This window comes from Flavobacterium sp. RHBU_24, from assembly GCF_046613695.1.
Lineage (GTDB): Bacteria > Bacteroidota > Bacteroidia > Flavobacteriales > Flavobacteriaceae > Flavobacterium.
The window spans coordinates 110,287-128,197 of sequence record NZ_JBKJHD010000007.1; the positions used below are offsets into that span (position 1 = coordinate 110,287).

The 17,911-nt window shown below is 43.2% G+C and carries 20 protein-coding genes; 6 read left to right on the forward strand and 14 right to left on the reverse strand.

Annotated features, from left to right (window positions below):
• Positions 1 to 223: 223 nt before the first annotated feature.
• Positions 224 to 2,881, reverse strand: coding sequence for a T9SS type B sorting domain-containing protein (locus ACLI09_RS09120; RefSeq protein ID WP_411419299.1), 2,658 nt, complete (start codon positions 2,879 to 2,881; stop codon positions 224 to 226).
• Positions 2,882 to 2,998: 117 nt separating this feature from the next.
• On the opposite strand from ACLI09_RS09120, the gene pyrR reads away from it, so the two are divergent.
• From pyrR to ACLI09_RS09145, 5 genes are all read left to right on the forward strand, one after another.
• Positions 2,999 to 3,532: a bifunctional pyr operon transcriptional regulator/uracil phosphoribosyltransferase PyrR gene (pyrR, locus tag ACLI09_RS09125; protein WP_411419300.1), complete on the forward strand. Its 534-nt coding sequence runs from the start codon at positions 2,999 to 3,001 to the stop codon at positions 3,530 to 3,532.
• A gap of 30 nt (positions 3,533 to 3,562) precedes the next feature.
• The gene (locus tag ACLI09_RS09130) at positions 3,563 to 4,492 is read left to right on the forward strand and encodes an aspartate carbamoyltransferase catalytic subunit (protein WP_411419301.1); all 930 of its coding nucleotides are present in this window, start codon (positions 3,563 to 3,565) and stop codon (positions 4,490 to 4,492) included.
• Positions 4,493 to 4,588: 96 nt separating this feature from the next.
• The gene (locus ACLI09_RS09135; protein ID WP_411419302.1) at positions 4,589 to 4,903 is read left to right on the forward strand and encodes a ribonuclease Z; all 315 of its coding nucleotides are present in this window, start codon (positions 4,589 to 4,591) and stop codon (positions 4,901 to 4,903) included.
• A gap of 50 nt (positions 4,904 to 4,953) precedes the next feature.
• Positions 4,954 to 5,373 carry an NUDIX domain-containing protein gene (locus ACLI09_RS09140; RefSeq protein ID WP_411419303.1) on the forward strand — a complete coding sequence of 140 codons (420 nt, stop codon included), beginning with the start codon at positions 4,954 to 4,956 and terminating at the stop codon, positions 5,371 to 5,373.
• Positions 5,370 to 5,771, forward strand: a complete 402-nt coding sequence (locus ACLI09_RS09145; protein WP_411419304.1) for an acyl-CoA thioesterase — start codon at positions 5,370 to 5,372, stop codon at positions 5,769 to 5,771. Before ACLI09_RS09140 ends, ACLI09_RS09145 begins: the two co-directional genes overlap by 4 nt.
• A 93-nt stretch (positions 5,772 to 5,864) precedes the next feature.
• Here the strand turns inward: ACLI09_RS09145 and ACLI09_RS09150 are convergent, their stop codons facing one another.
• The 9 genes from ACLI09_RS09150 to rsfS form a co-directional block, all read right to left on the reverse strand.
• Positions 5,865 to 6,152 carry a DUF3817 domain-containing protein gene (locus tag ACLI09_RS09150; RefSeq protein ID WP_411419305.1) on the reverse strand — a complete coding sequence of 96 codons (288 nt, stop codon included), beginning with the start codon at positions 6,150 to 6,152 and terminating at the stop codon, positions 5,865 to 5,867.
• Positions 6,153 to 6,240: 88 nt separating this feature from the next.
• Positions 6,241 to 7,317 (reverse strand): hypothetical protein, encoded by a 1,077-nt coding sequence (locus ACLI09_RS09155; RefSeq protein WP_411419306.1) that lies wholly within the window; start codon positions 7,315 to 7,317, stop codon positions 6,241 to 6,243.
• Positions 7,318 to 7,435: 118 nt separating this feature from the next.
• On the reverse strand, positions 7,436 to 8,089 hold the full coding sequence (locus ACLI09_RS09160) for a superoxide dismutase (protein WP_411419375.1): 654 nt from the start codon (positions 8,087 to 8,089) through the stop codon (positions 7,436 to 7,438).
• A 135-nt stretch (positions 8,090 to 8,224) separates the two neighbouring features.
• A complete protein-coding gene (locus tag ACLI09_RS09165) occupies positions 8,225 to 8,488 on the reverse strand; it encodes an acyl-CoA-binding protein (protein ID WP_411419307.1) in 264 nt (87 codons plus the stop codon).
• 7 nt (positions 8,489 to 8,495) lie between these two features.
• The gene (locus tag ACLI09_RS09170) at positions 8,496 to 9,149 is read right to left on the reverse strand and encodes a phosphatidylserine decarboxylase family protein (protein WP_411419308.1); all 654 of its coding nucleotides are present in this window, start codon (positions 9,147 to 9,149) and stop codon (positions 8,496 to 8,498) included.
• Positions 9,139 to 9,948: a phosphatidate cytidylyltransferase gene (locus tag ACLI09_RS09175; protein WP_411419309.1), complete on the reverse strand. Its 810-nt coding sequence runs from the start codon at positions 9,946 to 9,948 to the stop codon at positions 9,139 to 9,141. The genes ACLI09_RS09170 and ACLI09_RS09175 overlap by 11 nt, the downstream gene beginning before the upstream one ends.
• Position 9,949: 1 nt before the next feature.
• Positions 9,950 to 10,549 (reverse strand): lactate utilization protein B/C, encoded by a 600-nt coding sequence (locus tag ACLI09_RS09180; protein WP_411419310.1) that lies wholly within the window; start codon positions 10,547 to 10,549, stop codon positions 9,950 to 9,952.
• Positions 10,550 to 10,652: 103 nt separating this feature from the next.
• Complete coding sequence (gene ftsH / locus ACLI09_RS09185; protein ID WP_411419311.1) at positions 10,653 to 12,581, reverse strand: ATP-dependent zinc metalloprotease FtsH; 1,929 nt, start codon at positions 12,579 to 12,581, stop codon at positions 10,653 to 10,655.
• 18 nt (positions 12,582 to 12,599) lie between these two features.
• Complete coding sequence (rsfS, locus tag ACLI09_RS09190) at positions 12,600 to 12,971, reverse strand: ribosome silencing factor (protein WP_411419312.1); 372 nt, start codon at positions 12,969 to 12,971, stop codon at positions 12,600 to 12,602.
• A gap of 94 nt (positions 12,972 to 13,065) precedes the next feature.
• Between rsfS and ACLI09_RS09195 the strand changes: the two genes are divergently transcribed.
• Positions 13,066 to 13,794, forward strand: coding sequence for a biotin--[acetyl-CoA-carboxylase] ligase (locus ACLI09_RS09195; RefSeq protein WP_411419313.1), 729 nt, complete (start codon positions 13,066 to 13,068; stop codon positions 13,792 to 13,794).
• Between the two features lie 222 nt (positions 13,795 to 14,016).
• Here ACLI09_RS09195 and ACLI09_RS09200 read toward each other — a convergent pair whose 3' ends face one another.
• Genes ACLI09_RS09200 through ACLI09_RS09215 form a run of 4 tightly spaced genes read right to left on the reverse strand, consistent with a single transcriptional unit; the run spans position 14,017 to position 17,898 of the window.
• Positions 14,017 to 14,757 (reverse strand): acyl-[acyl-carrier-protein] thioesterase, encoded by a 741-nt coding sequence (locus ACLI09_RS09200; protein ID WP_411419314.1) that lies wholly within the window; start codon positions 14,755 to 14,757, stop codon positions 14,017 to 14,019.
• Entirely contained in the window at positions 14,748 to 15,665 is a 918-nt protein-coding gene (gene miaA, locus ACLI09_RS09205) for a tRNA (adenosine(37)-N6)-dimethylallyltransferase MiaA (protein WP_411419315.1), read from the reverse strand. The genes ACLI09_RS09200 and miaA overlap by 10 nt, the downstream gene beginning before the upstream one ends.
• Positions 15,652 to 16,509 carry an ion transporter gene (locus tag ACLI09_RS09210; RefSeq protein ID WP_411419316.1) on the reverse strand — a complete coding sequence of 286 codons (858 nt, stop codon included), beginning with the start codon at positions 16,507 to 16,509 and terminating at the stop codon, positions 15,652 to 15,654. The genes miaA and ACLI09_RS09210 overlap by 14 nt, the downstream gene beginning before the upstream one ends.
• 21 nt (positions 16,510 to 16,530) lie before the next feature.
• Positions 16,531 to 17,898 carry an exonuclease domain-containing protein gene (locus ACLI09_RS09215; protein ID WP_411419317.1) on the reverse strand — a complete coding sequence of 456 codons (1,368 nt, stop codon included), beginning with the start codon at positions 17,896 to 17,898 and terminating at the stop codon, positions 16,531 to 16,533.
• Positions 17,899 to 17,911: the final 13 nt, after the last annotated feature.

Sequence of the window (17,911 nt, forward strand, 5' to 3'; positions counted from 1 at the left end):
ATTAATGCCACATAAGTAATATTATGAAGCAAATTTGGTAGAGTTTTACCATCCTGAAAAAAATTCCACTAATTACTTTAATTTCTACTTCAAACGCTGTGCAATATGTAAATTGGAGCAATTAGTGGGGTATACTATACTTTTTTCCGGGTTATTATTACTAAAATTATGTTGCTTTAAAAATCTTTCTAAAAATAAATAGATTACTTGGCCATTTTAAGGCTTACCTAATAAGGCTAAAATGCGAGTTAACTGTTTTTTCTACGCCATATTCCTTGTATATTACTTTAAACCAGTAATCAGTGGCAGGCATAGGGGCACCGTTTAGGGTGCCGTCCCAGCCTATACCCGGCGAAAACGTTTGGTTTATCAGCTTGCCATACCGGTCAAAAATAAAAACGGTGGCTTTTATACCAAATTTTGGAGTATAGATATTCCAGGTTTCATGGCTTCCGTCGCCATTCGGGGTAAAGTACCGCGGGTAGCCAATGTCAATATAATTGGGCAGTATCGTTATGGTTATTTTTCGCAGTAAGCTGGTGCAATTGTTAATGGTCTGGCTCACATAATATACTGTTGTACCCAGTTCTTCAGATGTAAATACAGGTTTTTCGCTTAACGGCTCGTATGCATCATTATACCATATTATGTTTTCACCGGTTGCCGTTAGTGGCATTGTAATTTCATACTGTTCATAAGTTACATTACTTTCGGTTACCGGCATAGGCGGGATAGGATGTATTACTACCGTTATAGGTACCCGTTCGCCTTCACAACCATTTAATGATTGGCAAACGTAGTAATTAAAAGTGCCGGGCACATTGCTGGGAGGTGCCGGGGCGGTGCTGCTGCCAATGCCTCCCTCCGGCATTGTATACCAACGCAGCCCAACGCCTGTGGCGCTTAACGCCGTTGTGGTTGCATTGTGACAATATTCATAGTGTTGAATAGCAGAGGGGACACCCGGAGTTTCAAGCACCGTAACCTGTATGGCTGTGCGCGGGCCTTCGCAGCCCCTTATCGTTTGAGATACATAATACCACACATCTCCTACCACGCTTGTAGAGGGTACAGGGGCCGTGGCAAGCGGTGTGCCGCCCGTGGCAGTATCATACCATAAAATATTGTTTCCGGCGGCGGTAAGCGCTTCCGGTACGGCATACTGGCAGTAAACTATTGAGGTGTTAGTCGCTGGTGGCTGTACATATTCCACACCTATATAAGCGTACGACAGTTCTGATTCGCAACCTGACGTTTTAATCCGTACATAGTAATAACCTTCAGTTAGGGATGAAAAAGTGTTGGTAGCCACCCATGTAACGCCGTTATCTATACTATATTCATCAGCAGGTGTGGTAACTGTTATAGAGCCACCACTTGCGCATGTTGTATCTTCGTAGGTAAATAAAGGCGGGTTTAGTAACGGTTGTGGCAGGTAAACATAATTTTCGCCGGTAACGCAGCCTGTACTGTCTTTAATCATTATATTATATGTGCCGTAATCAAGCGCTTTAGTGTTAGATGTTTGCCAGGTAATACCTCCGTCAAAACTGTACTGGCTCGCCGTGGCGGTAATTGTTATGCTGCCGCTAACGCCGCACTGCGGGTCTACATAGGTATAGTTAATAAAGTCTAGGTTACTGAAATAACTCAGGTTTGCTACGCTCGCAATCGATATGCAGCCTGCGTTGGTTTTTGTTTTTACAGAATATATCCCCGATTGCAGTGGTCCCGAAAAATTATTTGGTGACCAGGTAACCCCGTTATCAAAGCTGTAAAATGCTGCCGGTGTATTTACTGTAATGCTGCCATCGGATATACAATTGGGTACTACTACGGTAATGTCGGGTTCAGGGTTCAGGTTATTTACCGTATATGAGGGAGATAAAAAACACTCCGGGCCATCGGTTACCCGCACCGTATATTGTGCAAGGCCAGATCCCGGCACTATGCTATACGTATCCTGCGTTGCACCAATTATTGCAATACCATTTTTATACCACTGGTAAACAGCTGCGCCTGACACGGGTATAGAAAGGCTTGCCGATAGAACAAGGTTTCCGTCGCAATAGTTTCCTGCAGAATTGATGTTTACATCAAAGTTTGACGTTTTGTTAAGAATTAAATTGTCAAATAAAAAATAAGGGTAACAGGTAACAGTGTCATAGGAGGGTGGCAGGGTGGGCGGCGCCCCTATCATAATGGCCGCAATATCGTTTGCAGGTGTAAACGTTATGGTGAGCTGCCCCCATACAGATTGCGGAATATAAGTAGCTTTGCCCAATTCTACCCAGCTTGTACTGGCTAAATTAGGGCTAAAAATTGTTTCTATGGGCAAATTTACACAGTTTTGGGTGCCATAAATTGTAATGTTAACAGGGTCATACTCAATTACCCCTGCATTACATGTTTCTAAATAGCCGCCCGCCGGAAATGACGCAATGTTAAATGTTATCTGGTAAGTGGTATCTTTAAGCATGGGGGCGGTAAGGCAGCTACCCAGGTATTCATTCCACTGTGGGTCAAAAATAGCGCCCACAATACCTTCACCGTCAGGAAATGGCAATAGCGAGTCAGAAAGGTCCCTTATTGCACCGGAATACATTTCGCAGGTATTAAGATAATCGGTAGTTGCCGTAGTTGCCTGTATCCAGCCGGTACAAAGTTCAAGCTGAGAATAGCTGGTAGGGCAACTGCTATGATCTTCAAACGAAGCATTGGGTATAATAGAAGGCACGGGCGTTTGATTGCCGCAGTTGCAGTCGCTGTCATTAAGGTCTATACGGCCATCACCGTCGTCATCTATGCCGTTGTTGCAAATTTCCTGGGCGGTAATGCTGATGCTGCAAAGTAACAGCAAAAGGCTAAGTAAATGTTTCATTGGTATTAATTGGTTACAACAAAAGTATTAATTATTAAGCATGTAATAAAAGCATTACTTATATTTTGTGTTTAAATAATATGCTTTAACTTTACATTTCAAACAGTAAACCGCATTATGAGCCATAAAGTGTTGCTTACCAGCCGCGAAGTTAATATTATCCTGCACCGTTTGGCCTGCCAGCTCATAGAAAAACACCTTGATTTCTCTGAAACCGTATTAGTAGGCATACAGCCCAGGGGCGGTTTTGTGGCACGCCGCATAAAACAGATACTCGAGAAAGAGTATAATGTTCCCGAGGTAAAACTTGGCTACCTTGATATCACTTTTTTCCGTGATGACTTCCGCCGGGGCGATAAGCAGCTTGAGGCAAATAAAACCGAAATAGATTTTATAGTAGAAAATAAAAAAGTGGTGTTTGTAGACGATGTGCTCTACACCGGGCGCAGCATACGCGCGGCGCTTACCGCTATACAATCGTTTGGACGCCCCAGCGAAATAGAATTAATGGTACTTATAGACCGCCGCTTTAGCCGCCACCTGCCCATACAGCCCGATTACCGCGGCCGTCAGGTTGATGCCATCAATAACGAAAAAGTGCGTGTATCGTGGCAGGAAAACGAAGGAGAAGATTCGGTTTATATTTTATAAAAACGCTAAACACAACAACACTACCCGGAAATGAAAGAACTAAGCGTTAATCATCTATTAGGCATTAAGTATATCAATAAAAATGATATTGACCTTATATTTGAAACAGCTGACCAGTTTAAGGAGGTTATTAACCGCCCCATAAAAAAAGTTCCCTCGCTAAGGGATATTACCATAGCCAATATATTTTTTGAGAACAGTACCCGCACACGCCTGTCGTTTGAGCTGGCCCAGAAAAGGCTGAGCGCCGATGTTATCAGCTTTAGTGCAGCCCAGTCATCGGTTAAGAAAGGGGAAACGCTTATAGATACCGTAAACAACATACTGAGCATGAAGGTAGATATGGTAGTAATGCGCCATGAAAAGCCCGGTGCCGCCCACTTTTTATCTAAAAATGTAAATGCCAGTATTGTTAACGCCGGCGATGGCGCGCACGAGCATCCTACACAGGCGCTGCTGGACTCGTACACCATCCGCGAAAGGCTGGGTGGGGTAGAAGGTAAGAAGGTGGTTATAGTGGGCGACATACTGCACAGCCGTGTAGCGTTATCAAATATATTTGCTTTGCAGCTACAGGGTGCCGAGGTAAAGGTATGCGGCCCCAAAACGCTTATACCCCGCTATATAGAATCGCTGGGGGTAACGGTGGAGCCTAACCTGCGTAAAGCGCTGGAGTGGGCAGATGTGGCTAATATGCTGCGTGTGCAGAACGAAAGGCTCGATGTAAATTATTTCCCTTCAACACGGGAGTATGCCCAGCAATATGGCCTTGATAAGGCGTTCCTTGATTCGCTGAATAAAGAAATAGTAATAATGCACCCAGGCCCCATAAACCGTGGTGTAGAAATAACCAGCGATGTGGCCGACTCGCAGCAGTCGGTTATATTAGACCAGGTAGAAAACGGTGTTGCCGTGCGCATGGCGGTAATTTACCTTCTGGCAAGTAAAATTAAGCAGTAATCCAGCCTCTTAGCTTCTTAGCTGCACAGCAGCAGGAACTCAGAATAAACATTAATAGTAAAGATTCTCACGCCTAAGCAACTCAGAACCTTTCTCATGAAAACTACCACACTTACAGATACAAATGCTAACGCCGCGGCTTTTTTAGAAAAGCTTACAGCAGAGTATAGCAGTTATAAAGATACCAACATTATTGTAGACCTGTCTGTTCAGGAAGGGCTACAGCTTAGTGACGTACTGGGTTTTTTATCCTTGTCTGACAAACACCGCAAAAGCAAAAAATCCTTTGTGCTTGTGGTTACAGATTTTGATATAGACGACGCCCCGGAAGAACTCATTATAGTGCCTACACTACAGGAAGCACACGATGTTATAGAAATGGAAGAAATAGAGCGCGACCTGGGCTTTTAGCGCACGTTAATTTGATAGTGGCAATAATAATAGTATAGCAAAGATTAACGATGAGGACCTCAGAAATATTTGTGACAGTTGACACCGTTATTTTCAGGAAGGCTGAAAACGTATGGAATATACTTTTTATTAAAAGGAAAAATGACCCCTTTAAAGGTAAGTGGGCTTTGCCTGGCGGCTTTGTAGATGTAGGCGAAGACCTGCCGGTAGCCGCCGCCCGCGAACTTAAGGAAGAAACCGGGCTTGTTGTAACCGGTATGCAGCAGCTGGGCGCTTTCGGTACTCCGGGGCGCGACCCACGCCAGCATACCGTATCGGTTGTGTATACCGGTTTTGCTGATGAAAATGCAGAAGCAACAGCCGCGGATGATGCCGATGAAGCACAGTGGTTTCCCGTAAAATCGCTGCCGGAGCTGGCTTTTGACCACTTGGATATTGTAACTTTGGCACTACAAAAACACAAATTATGAGATTTCATACCCGAAAATGGGTTAAGCCCGAAGACCTGAACCCAAACGGGACACTTTTTGGCGGAAAACTACTGGCCTGGATAGATGAAGAGGCCGCTCTCTATTCAATTATCCAGCTTGAGAACCAGCGTATTGTAACAAAACACATGAGCGAGATAAACTTTATGGCCTCAGCACGCCAGGGCGATATTATAGAGATAGGTATAGATGTGGTAAAATTTGGCCGTACCTCGCTGGTACTGCGTTCTGAAGTGCGTAATAAAATGACGCAGGAGAAAATAATTACTGTAGATAATATTACCATGGTAAGCCTTGACAGCTTTGGCCGGCCGTCTGCCCACGGCAAAACACAGATTGAGTTTGTTGACGACAGGTTGGGTAAAAACAGAATCAGTTAATACACTAATTTTCTAATGAGTTTACTATTATAAAAAACACCTGGCAGGGCTAAAAACCTGGCAGGTGTTTTTTGTTAAACAAATTTTATTTTGCTAATTGTTTTCGGGTGCTTTAAGGAATTTCCATTCGATGTAAAATGTACCGAAAGGTATTACCGAAGCTACTGCTACAATCAGGTACTTTTTAAATGACCAGTTTCTTTCTTCCTTCAATAGGTAAGCGATAATTATGTAGGCGATAAAAAGTACTCCATGCGCCATACCGGCATTATGCATATAAGCTTCATTCTTATAAATATATTTCATGGGCATAGCCACAAACAACAAAAAAAGAAGCGAGAGGCCCTCAAGGGTGGCAATTATTCTAAATAATCTGGTCATGATGATAAAATTTATGCAAATATACCCCTGTATCTTTTCCGTAGAAAATAAATTGGGATAAATATCCTGTGTACCCTTATTTATTTTCTCAGTTATGGTAAGTTATCTTACGGCTTACCTGAAATGATGGCTTTCCTTTTATTAATATTTTTTTGCTGGTCCAGTTGCCATTTTTGTCGTATACATACTCATACTCATGCGCATCAAGTACCGTATTCTCGCCCTGAACTGTTTTTGAGCTCAGCAGGTTGCCGTGCATATCATAGGTTTTTATTGTAGTTACCGGCGGCGCCCCTTTTTTGTTTATAATCCAGGTGGTTACATTATTGTTCTTGTCGTATACAAAACTCTCTGCCGTTTCAGAATTGTCATAACGTTCCTTAGTTAAATGCTTTATAACATTCCCTGCCGCGTCATAGTCAAACAGTTCTGTATATTCAGGCTTGCCCACACTGTCAAGGGTTTCTTTTTTGGTAATCTTATCACCCTCATACTCAAAATATATATGGTAATTAATCTTGCCGGAGTTGTATCGCGCTTCGCTGGTTTTTTGTTTTTTTTCGTTGTAGGCATATTTAGAAATTACCTTTACGGTGGCCACACCCAAATAAAGGTTTTCTAAAATGAGGTTGCCGGCATTATCATACTCATAAGTTATTTTATCAACAGGTGTGTCCTGCCCGTTATACGTAAGTTTTTCAGTCAGTTTTCCTCTTTGGTAACGGTTTTCTATCCTGTCTATCTGGCTATTATCGGGATTACGGCGTATAGTAGCCGTGAGGTTTTCGCCTGACGCGTCCCACTGGTTTTCGGTGATCATCATTGGCGTCCCGCCCAGGTATTGTGTACGCTTTAATATACGGTCTTTGCCGTTATAGGTTGTTTCTTCATACGGCATGTTTTCTTTAATCCATTGTTTTATGTGGATTAGCTTACCATAATCGTCAAAAGCCATATCGGTATCATGTTGGGAAGAAACCTCATGGCCCGATACTGCTGCGCCATCCGTTACCTTTACTGATTTTTCTGAAACCGACTGTACTTCACCTTTCAGTTTGTAGAACGCCCAGTCGGTTTTGCTGTGTTCAGGCTTGGGGTTGGCTTTTTTTTCTTCCGCGCATGAGGTAAGCAGTAGCAGTACCAGCGGTATATATAAATATTTCATGTGTTTGATTTGAAGTCCCAAAAATGGCGCTTTTTTTTGAAAACGGCAAGACAAGGGCAGGCTATAAATAAAAATTCCGCCCATAGTGAGCGGAATTGTAAATTGTATAATGTAGTAATTACTTAGCTAACGCGTCTTCATATTTTTTAGAAACGGCATCCCAGTTAATTACATTATAAAATGCGGTAATATAATCTGGTCTTTTATTTTGGTATTCAAGGTAATAGGCATGTTCCCACACGTCAAGCGCAAGTACAGGCTTACCTGGTACAGCAGCGCCCGGCATCAGTGTATTATCCTGGTTTGGTGTGCTGGTTACGGCAAGTTTACCCTCTTTAGTTACCACAAGCCATGCCCAGCCAGAGCCAAATTGCTTGGTGGCAGCATCAGTAAACTGCGTTTTAAATGCTTCAAAGCTGCCAAAATCTTTAGTTATGGCTTCAGCAAGCGCACCTTTAGGTTCACCACCGCCCTTAGGGCCCATTATTTCCCAAAACAGGCCATGGTTGTAATAACCTCCTGCATTGTTGCGCACCGCTTTGTTTTCAAGGTCAAGTGTGGTAAGTATTTCTTCTATTTTTTTGCCTTCAAGCGGCGTGCCTTTTACTGCTGCATTCAGCTTGTCAGTATATCCTTTATAGTGCTTAGAATAGTGTATCTCCATGGTGCGGGCATCAATATTTGGCGCCAGTGCATCATATTTATACGGCAGTTTTATAAGTTGGAATGTAACGGAGGCATCCTCGGCTTTAACATCATCCGGGTTACCCATTGCCGGGGTGGCTGCTTCTTTTTGCGGTTCCGGCACGGTTACTTCCTGCAGGGTATCTTTTTCTTTGCAGGACTGTAACGCAGTGGCAATAATCAGGGCCGAAACAAAAATTTTTATTTTTTTCATAACACGATATTATTTAGTTAATGAATTAATAGTTTCTATATATAAGGCTTTTGCCTCGTTTACGGTAAGGTGCCGCACCTGCATCCAGGCGTTCATCTTAAAGGCGTCGCGAAGGTTTTGGCCCTGATCTGCACGCGCGTTTGCCTCTCCCGCGGTTGCCTGCTTGTAGTAGGCATAAATGCGGAGCATTACATCCTGCGGCAGCGCCTCTTTCATATTAGAGGCTGTTTCATACGCTTCTTCAAAAAGTGCATCAAGGTTTTTCTCCGGCATAATAAAGTTACGCTTTTGTAGCGATAATCGTTTTACCGCCTATTGCTTTTTGATTAAGTTTAACGTTAAGTTCGGTACCAATAGGTAAAAAAAGGTCTACCCTCGACCCGAATTTTATAAACCCGGCATCAGTGCCCTGTACTACGTGCATGCCTTCTTTAGCATAATTTACAATGCGCCTTGCCAGCGCGCCGGCTATCTGGCGGTACAATATATCGCCAAAGAGGTTGTTTTCTATAACCACAGTAGTACGTTCGTTTTCCTCACTGGCTTTTGGGTGCCAGGCCACAAGGTACTTACCGGCGTGGTACTTGCTGAATTTTACTAGGCCGTTAACCGCGTAGCGGGTTACATGCACGTTTATAGGCGACATAAATATTGATACCTGAAGGCGCTTTTCTTTAAAATATTCCGGCTCATACACTTCTTCTATTACCACCACCTTTCCGTCTACAGGGGCTATTATATTATGATCGGCCGCTGTTACATGGCGTTTCGGGTTCCTGAAAAACTGCAAAATCAGTATAAGGAATGCCAGTGCAAATAGCTGTATAAACTTTAGCAGCCAGAAACTTTCTATAAACTTCTCTGCAAGCAGCACTACAGCCACTGTAACTGCCATGCCGATTAAAATAATTTTAGCGCCTTCTTTATGAAACATATTCTAAGATTTGATAATACAAAAATAAGAAAGGTATTGCAAACAATACACTATCCAGGCGGTCTAAAATTCCGCCGTGGCCCGGCATAATGCTGCCACTGTCTTTTACTCCGGACGTGCGTTTAAGCTTTGACTCTACCAGATCGCCCAAAGTACCAAATACTGAAAGGATTGCAGCAAATACCATCCATTGCAGTGGTGTTAAAAAAGTGTAGTATAACCCCAAAATATAGGCGCCCGCAACAGTAAAAACAACACCGCCGATAAAACCTTCAACGGTTTTTTTTGGGGAAATGCGTTCAAAAAGTTTGGTTTTCCCAATGGATTTACCTACTATGTATGCAAAAGTATCGTTTGCCCAGATGAGCACAAACATGCCAATGATTACATAAGGATTGTAGTCGCCTGTTAGAAACGGTAGCTTTATTATTAGCAAAAAAGGGATAATCACATATCCCAGCAGTTGCACAAGCTTACTGGTTTTATCTTTTGGGGCACTGGGCTCCTTTTTAAAAAGGTTAGACAGCAAACCCAGTGATATAACAAGCGCCGCAATATTTAACAGCAGGTTTGTATAAAAGTCGTCAGTAATATATATGCTGAATAATAAAATACCTGCCACAGCAATAAGTAAGGGAACTTTATTATCAAGAAACAATAGTTTGCAAAATTCTATAACCGATACAATTAAAAAAAAACCGAATAAAATTTTAAAACTGATAGGGGAGAGCAGAGTTGCCGCGAGCAGCAGCGCAATATACACTATTCCTGATAGTAGCCGTGTAAGGGTTTCACTCATATTACAGGTCTTCTAAAAGTAAGAGATAAAGGTTCTTGGCTACGCTGCCGTAATGCAGGAAATCTTCATCTTTAGCTTTTTCAAAATACTTTATGGCTGTAATATTAGTGGGATAGTCTTTATCGTATTTACGTTTGATGTGCCTAAGGCACTCACTCTTGTTTTCAAGTATCTGGCTGGTGGTGGCAAATATTACCATATTATCCGGCAGCTCATTTGGCTTGTTCTGTTTTATTTGCTTAGACGAAAACAGGATAGAACCTTCATCGGCTACAAGGCTTTCACAGGTTGCAAGTATAAAGCGTGGTGAACTCGTGTTTTGGTACGTAAGCTTGTTATCGTCGAGCAGGTGGTACAACCGTGGCTCAAAGCAAAGCACTTCGCACTCAAACCAGTCGTTTTCTACCAGCACGTTTAAAAACTGCTCGTTTACATCGGCTATGCTGTCGCAGTATAAAAATTTACCGCCATTTTTCCTGAAGTTCATGGTAAACATTTCGTCTACAGGTAGTTGTTCAGTAGGAAGAAAAGCGCTTTTATCTGCATTTTCTTCTCCTGATGTTGTTTCTCCCGTACCGAAAATCTTTTTGAATAGGCTCATACCTCGTAAAATCCCGCTTTTGCTTAAAAATCAAAGATAAAAAAATCTTAATTCAATTAAGCAACTGAATTAAGATTTTTAAACTTTATTTATGTTTTAGTGCTTACGCTTCGGTAACCACTTCAGGGCCAATTTTCCCGAAAGGCCTGTGTCCGAAAATTTCTTCGAGGTCGTCTTTAAATATTACCTCGCGCTCAATAAGTATATCGGCAAGCTTTGTGAGCTTATCCTTATTTTCCTGAAGTATCACAATAGCGCGCTGGTATTGACTTTCGATAAGCAGGCTTATTTCAGAATCGATAACTTTTGCCGTTTCTTCAGAATAAGGTTTAGAAAAGTTGTATTCGCTTTGCCCGCTGCTATCGTAATAGGTAACGTTGCCCATTTTTTCGTTAAGGCCATATATAGTAACCATCGCACGTGCCTGTTTGGTTACTTTTTCAAGGTCGCTTAGCGCCCCGGTAGATATCCGGTCAAAAATTACTTTCTCTGCCGCACGCCCACCCATAGTAGCGCACATCTCGTCAAGCATCTGGTCCGGCCTTACAATAAGCCTTTCCTCCGGCAGGTACCAGGCTGCGCCCAGGCTTTGCCCGCGCGGCACTATAGTTACCTTAACTAGTGGGGCCGCATGTTCCAGCATCCAGCTTACAGTAGCGTGGCCTGCCTCATGTATGGCTATGGCACGTTTTTCTTCGGGAGAAACAATTTTATTTTTCTTTTCAAGGCCTCCCACAATACGGTCTACCGCATCAAGAAAATCCTGTTTGTCTACTGCTTTTTTATCTTTACGGGCAGCGACCAGCGCGGCTTCGTTACATACATTGGCAATATCTGCACCGCTAAACCCGGGTGTTTGCTTGGCAAGAAACTCGGTATCAAGGTCTTCAGATTTTGTAAGTGGCTTAAGGTGTACCTCAAATATTTCCCTACGCTCACGGATGTCCGGCAGGTCTACATATATCTGCCTGTCAAAACGGCCGGCACGCATAAGCGCTTTATCAAGCACATCGGCACGGTTAGTAGCAGCAAGAACAATTACATTGGTATTGGTGCCAAAACCATCCATCTCGGTAAGCAGCTGGTTAAGGGTATTTTCACGTTCATCATTAGAGCCACTGAAGTTGTTTTTTCCACGGGCACGGCCCACAGCATCAATCTCGTCTATGAATATAATGGCAGGTGCTTTCTCCTTGGCTTGCTTAAACAGGTCGCGCACACGGCTTGCACCCACACCCACAAACATCTCTACAAAATCTGAACCGGACAGCGAGAAGAACGGTACTTTTGCCTCGCCGGCAACCGCTTTTGCAAGCAGGGTCTTACCTGTTCCCGGTGGGCCTACAAGCAGTGCACCCTTAGGTATTTTGCCCCCTATACTGGTATATTTTTCAGGCGTTTTAAGAAATTCAACAATTTCCTGAATCTCCTCTTTAGCGCCTTCAAGCCCGGCAACATCTTTAAAGGTTACCTTGATATCGTTTTTTTCATCAAATAGCTTTGCCTTGCTTTTTCCTATGTTAAATATCTGGCCACCGCCACCGCCGGCACCACCGCCTGCCATGCGCCGCATCATAAATATCCAGATGGCAACTAACGCTATAATAGGAAGCAGCCCTATAAGGATTTCTCCCCAAGCGCCATCAGACTGGGCACTGTATTGCTCCAGTTTACCGGCCTTATTGGCTTCGTCAAGTTTTTTTAGGAAAAGTTCGTTCTCATTACCTATGTTTACAGTATAATGCGGCCCCTTGCTGGTTTTGCCAAAAATGTCATTACGCGTTTTTTCGTGTACTTTATCTTTTAAGGCAGCTTCATTAAGGTATACTTCGGCTGTAGTTTTATTATAGGTTACCTTTTTTACCGCTCCGGCATCAAGGTATTTGTAAAAGTCAGAAAGCGATGATGTTTTAGGGTCGCTCCAGTTTGCTTCTCCGCTAAAATAACTAATAGTTAATAAAAGTGCGGCAATGGCACCATATATAACCCACGGACTTACTTTCTGCTTATTCGGTTTGTTATCTGTTGACATTTATAATTTTCAGTTCTTTTAGTAATTTGTTGCTATCGACGTTATACGGGCGTCGCCCCAAAGGCTTTCGATATTATAAAATTCCCTTACGTGTTTTTGGAATACATGTACTACTATGTTCACGTAGTCCATAAGTACCCATTCGCCATTCTCGGTACCTTCTATGTGCCAGGGCTTATCTTTTACTTCTCGGGAAACTATTTTTTGAATGGAACTTACAATGGCATTTACCTGCGTGTTACTGTTACCGTTGCATATTATAAAGTAGTCGCATACAGTATTGTCTATCTCTCGCAGGTCAAGAATATCTATATCATTACCTTTTACCTCTTCAATCCCTTTGATGATATTTGCTAAAAGCTCATCGTTGCTTACATTTTTCTTTGCCATTTAAAAAATTATATATTACGCAAAGTTACCATTTTTTGTTTTTAATTTTGAACTTAAATGTACAAGAATATCACAAGTAGCTGACAACTTCTAAATGAATATAATCAAACTCAGTGCCATAAACTCTACTAACGATTACTTAAAGGAGCTTTTAGCCACCCGCTATGTAGAAAACTTTACCGTTGTAACAGCCGAAAACCAAACCGGCGGGCGCGGCCAGATGGGCACAGCTTGGGCCGTAGAACCGGGTAAAAACCTTACCTTTAGCCTTTTGGTTAAAGACCTGCTGCCCAACGTAAATACTATTTTTTCGCTGAATGCCGGCGTGGCGGTTGGTATATCAAAGGCGCTTGTCAGTACTGGCATACCGGGTATAATCATCAAGTGGCCTAACGACATTTTGGCAGGTAATAAGAAGGTTGGCGGCATTTTAATAGAGAACAGCATAAAGAGCGACGGAGAGATATTTTCGGTCATAGGGATAGGTGTCAATGTGAACCAGCAAAATTTTGAGGGTTTACCCAAAGCATCTTCCCTTGCCTTATTTACAGGAAGGGAAATTGATAAGGAGGAACTACTGGTTGCAATACTCGAAGAAATAAAGCGTGCGGTATCGCGGCTTATTAATAAAGACGAAAAAGGTATATGGGATGATTACCACAGCCTGCTGTATAAAAAAGGTTTACCCATGCCGTTTGAAAAGGCCGGTAAAACTTTTATGGGAATTATAGAGAGCGTTACACCCAATGGCAGCCTTCGCGTGCGGCTGGAAGATGAAACTGTGTCTGAATACGGTATTAAGGAAGTGCAGCTGTTGTATTAATATCTGTTAATTAAATATTTGGAAGCTTTACCACATAATTTACCACAAAGGCCGCTAAGATTTGCACAAGGTGCACAATGAAAACCGCCCTTGGCGGGAGGGCACAAAGTTTTGCGGCCATTGGTAAGACAATAGTTCATTTCTATTTAGCTTTGTGGCCTCCGTGAAAAACTTTGTGAACCTTGTGGTAAAATTATTCATAATGTATTATAAATAAAACGATCACTTCCAATTCAGTTCCAATGCAAAGCACGGTTTATCGTCTTTTGTGATACTGAAAAACGTGGTTTTATCTTCTATAGCTTTATGTAATACCACCGCGTCTTTAAGCTGCAGTTCCCGCATAAAGTTCATGTCAAAACTTTGCAGCTGCTGCCTAAGCAGGGGCTTGTAGTCTATGGAATCAAGGCACCATTCCAGGTATTTCACGTTGTTTACGTGGTTTACAATATCAAGGTCGCTCAACACTACGCTGCGGCTTGTGGCTATTTCACTTTGCCGGCCCAGGTCAATTTTTCTAAAAGATTCCGTGGTTGCTTCCCGCTCCGGGTATTTTATAAAATGTTCGTGGGGCAATGCAAGGGTTTCGGCCTTACGTAGTTTGGTATTGAATACGGCCCAAAACGTTACACAGCCTGCAATTTTTTCTTCGCCCACATACATTTCCAGTGCGCGTATGGAGCGCGAACCCTGCAAATCATATATCCATGTTTTTACAGTAACGGTGTCGCGCCACTTGGGAAGGCGGCTTATCTCTACACGCATACGGCTCAGTACCCATGCCTGGTTGTGCTCCTGCATGTCGCTAAAGCTAAGGCCCCCTTTTTCGGCATGATAGCCGGCGGTAAGCTGCAAAATGTTACACAATTCAGTATGCTTAAGCAGGCCGTTCGGGTTGCACTGCACAAAGTTTATTTCCCATTCGTGGCTGTAAACCGACGTAAAATCAGGGGCTATAGGCATGTTGTCTTTTCTGTAATGTAATTAATAATGTCAGCTGGAGGCGTAGTAAAATCAAACCACTTAACACCTTCGGTGCGCTTAAACCATGTCATCTGCCGCTTGGAAAAACGGCGTGTATTCTTTTTTATTTCTTCCAACGCAAAATCAAGCGTTATTTCCCCGTCAAAATGGCTGAACAATTCGCGGTAGCCCACGGTTTGCAATGCATTGAGCTGCTTGTGCGGGTACAATGCCTTTGCTTCTTCAATAAGCCCATGCTGTACCATGATATCAACCCGTTGGTTAATGCGGCTGTACATCAGTTCCCGTTCGGCTTCAAGGCCTATGATTACCGGCGTAAAGCCACGGCTGTTCTTTTTGATATTAAGGAAGGAGGAGTAGGGGCGGCCACTGCCAATGCATACCTCCAGCGCGCGCATAAGCCGCTGCGGGTTTTCCTTGGCTACTTTTTGGTAGTGCACAGGGTCTAGACGCTCCAGCTCACTTTGCAGGTATTCAATGCCTCTTTCCTCAAAATCGGCAATAAGCTGCTTACGTATTGCAGGGTCGATATCCGGAAAATCATCAAATCCTTTCAACACCGCATCAATGTATAAGCCGGAGCCACTTACCATAACGGCAAAATCATTTTCAGCAAAAAGTTTATCGAGCTTTGCAAGAGCATCACGTTCAAAGTCGCCCACGCTGTAGTCTTCAAAAATGCTGATGTTTTGTATAAAATGGTGCGGGGCGGCGGCGAGTTCATCCTTAGACGGAACAGCGGTTCCGATAGCCATTTCGGCATAAAACTGCCTGCTGTCTGCGGAGATGATTTCGCATTTAAAATGCTTTGCTATCTCAATAGCCAGTGCAGTCTTGCCAATGGCTGTAGGGCCTATAACGGTAATAAGAAATTTAGGCATCGGCATTGGTTTTCAGGGGTGCGGCGCAGTTGTAGCAAAACCGGGCATCATCGCGGTGCTTGTTAGCGGTACAGTTAGGACATACCTGGGTATTGAGCTGGGTTTTGTCGTTTAATATCTGCGCTGTAACAAGCCCGGTAGGCACGGCTATAATGCCATACCCCATTATCATTATGATGACTGACACAAACTGCCCCAGCGGGGTAATGGGCGTAATATCGCCAAAGCCCACCGTGGTGAGTGTTACAATAGTCCAGTAAATACTGGTAGGGATACTGGTAAAACCGCTCTCAGGGCCCTCGATTACATACATAAGTGTGCCCAGTATAATGCAGATAACCATAACGCTATAAAGAAACACTGCTATCTTTTCCCTGCTTTTTTTAAGCGCTGCCGTAAGCTGGTTAGCAGCGCCTATAAACCGGGTAAGATGGAGTATCCTGAACACCCTGAGCAACCGTATGGCACGTATGGATATAAGAAAACGGTAGCCATAGCCGGGAAATATAAAGCCTATATTCATGGGAAGCGTTGCAAGCAGGTCGATAATGCCATAAAAGCTGAAAATATACTTAAGCGGTTGCTTTACAGACGCTATACGCGCTATGTATTCAAGGGTAAAAAATATGGTAATAATCCATTCTATAACAGAGAGGGCGCTGCCATATTGTACCATTACCGATGTTACGGTTTCCAGCATTATTGCCACAATGCTTAGTAAAATTACTATAAGCAGTATAATGTCGAAGGTTTTACCTGCGGCGGTATCGGCTTCATAAATAATGGTATGCAGCCGGTGTCGTTGCTTTTCGGGAAGCAGGCCCCTGTTTATAGGTTCGGGTGTATCCATAACGTAAAGATACAAAACCTGCTAAAGGCGTATTGTTTTAAGCGCTTTCTTTTTGCGAATATATTCCTGGATTATCTTTTTCGCATCCTTGTTATTGTCCATGGGGATAAGGATGTTCTTGAGGATTTCGATGTTATTTACCTGGTAGTTAAGGTTAAAAAATGCGTAGCCTTTATAAATACCATTTTCAATAAGCACAGCGCTACGCTCATCAACAGCCCGGCCCCGGTCTATAATGATAATGCTCTGGTTATAAAAGCTGTTCGCATTTATAAAATCGATAACCCGCGCGTTATAATCGTTAGCCGACTCCTTGCCAATGCAGGCACCGTTGCAGTTGCCCAGCCCATAAGGAAAACAGGCCTCTTTTACCGAGGGGTCCATGCCATTTACCTTTTGGCACAGCTTGTATTTTTCGGTAATGCGGTACTGCGCACTTTTCGCTTCTGCGGGCCCGGGAAATGAAATAACTTCTTTTTTCCTGCCGTCGGTCTTATCAATTTTCAGCGCGATATAACCCTCTTTATCAATAACCGGATATAACGACAGCGGAAAAACAGTCTTCTTTTGGGCGCGGTTCAGTATGGGTTTATTTACCTTAACTTCCTGGCATTCTTTAAGCAGTGCAATTAGTTCGCTGCCCGTTTCCTCATACGTAACCGTATAGGCATCGCGCTGAATACGTTTCGACTTGCGCGAAGTACCTGTAAAATGCTGGTTTACCCGTTTTTTTATATTGCGGCTCTTGCCAAGGTAAATAAGCGTGCCATCTTCTTTATGAATGTAATAGACCCCCGTGATAGCCGGTATGCTTTCCAGCAAGTCCTTAAGGCGGGGTACAAGCCCTTTCTTCTCGGTTTCGGTTTTGATAAGGCTTTTTACAATCTCTTTTTCTGTGTCTTTTTGCAGTAATAACTTAAAGAGTTGTACCGTGGCTATGGCATCTCCGGTAGCGCGGTGCCTGTCGGTAATGGGTATGCCCAGCGAGCGCACCAGCTTGCCCAGGCTGTGCGAGGGCTGCTCGGGTAACAATTTCTGGCTGAGTTCTACGGTGCAGAGCGTTTGCTTTTCAAAATCGTATCCCAGGCTCTTGAATTCGGTGCGCAGCACGCGATAGTCAAACTGGGCATTGTGGGCCACGAGTATGCAGCCGTCGGTAATTTCAATTATACGCTTGGCTACCTCAAAAAACTTAGGGGCGCTACGCAGCATGGCATTGTTAATGCCCGTAAGTTTTACAACAAAGGGCTGTATGGGTTTTTCGGGGTTTACAAGGCTTATAAACTGGTCTACAACCTCATGCCCGTCAAATTTGTATATGGCAATTTCTGTTATTCCTTCTTCGTTAAATTGCCCACCGGTAGTTTCTATGTCTAGTATTGCGTACAAAAATTCGTTTCAG

Coding starts and splice junctions, on each gene's coding strand:
- ACLI09_RS09135 (WP_411419302.1), top strand. CDS start 4,589: ATGAAAACTACCACACTTACAGATACAAATGCTAACGCCGCGGCTTTT.
- ACLI09_RS09145 (WP_411419304.1), top strand. CDS start 5,370: ATGAGATTTCATACCCGAAAATGGGTTAAGCCCGAAGACCTGAACCCA.
- ACLI09_RS09130 (WP_411419301.1), top strand. CDS start 3,563: ATGAAAGAACTAAGCGTTAATCATCTATTAGGCATTAAGTATATCAAT.
- pyrR (WP_411419300.1), top strand. CDS start 2,999: ATGAGCCATAAAGTGTTGCTTACCAGCCGCGAAGTTAATATTATCCTG.
- miaA (WP_411419315.1), bottom strand. CDS start 15,665: ATGCCGATGCCTAAATTTCTTATTACCGTTATAGGCCCTACAGCCATT.
- ACLI09_RS09200 (WP_411419314.1), bottom strand. CDS start 14,757: ATGCCTATAGCCCCTGATTTTACGTCGGTTTACAGCCACGAATGGGAA.
- rsfS (WP_411419312.1), bottom strand. CDS start 12,971: ATGGCAAAGAAAAATGTAAGCAACGATGAGCTTTTAGCAAATATCATC.
- ACLI09_RS09140 (WP_411419303.1), top strand. CDS start 4,954: ATGAGGACCTCAGAAATATTTGTGACAGTTGACACCGTTATTTTCAGG.
- ACLI09_RS09160 (WP_411419375.1), bottom strand. CDS start 8,089: ATGGGTAACCCGGATGATGTTAAAGCCGAGGATGCCTCCGTTACATTC.
- ACLI09_RS09180 (WP_411419310.1), bottom strand. CDS start 10,549: ATGAGCCTATTCAAAAAGATTTTCGGTACGGGAGAAACAACATCAGGA.
- ACLI09_RS09175 (WP_411419309.1), bottom strand. CDS start 9,948: ATGAGTGAAACCCTTACACGGCTACTATCAGGAATAGTGTATATTGCG.
- ftsH (WP_411419311.1), bottom strand. CDS start 12,581: ATGTCAACAGATAACAAACCGAATAAGCAGAAAGTAAGTCCGTGGGTT.
- ACLI09_RS09170 (WP_411419308.1), bottom strand. CDS start 9,149: ATGTTTCATAAAGAAGGCGCTAAAATTATTTTAATCGGCATGGCAGTT.
- ACLI09_RS09195 (WP_411419313.1), top strand. CDS start 13,066: ATGAATATAATCAAACTCAGTGCCATAAACTCTACTAACGATTACTTA.
- ACLI09_RS09165 (WP_411419307.1), bottom strand. CDS start 8,488: ATGCCGGAGAAAAACCTTGATGCACTTTTTGAAGAAGCGTATGAAACA.
- ACLI09_RS09150 (WP_411419305.1), bottom strand. CDS start 6,152: ATGACCAGATTATTTAGAATAATTGCCACCCTTGAGGGCCTCTCGCTT.
- ACLI09_RS09120 (WP_411419299.1), bottom strand. CDS start 2,881: ATGAAACATTTACTTAGCCTTTTGCTGTTACTTTGCAGCATCAGCATT.
- ACLI09_RS09210 (WP_411419316.1), bottom strand. CDS start 16,509: ATGGATACACCCGAACCTATAAACAGGGGCCTGCTTCCCGAAAAGCAA.
- ACLI09_RS09155 (WP_411419306.1), bottom strand. CDS start 7,317: ATGAAATATTTATATATACCGCTGGTACTGCTACTGCTTACCTCATGC.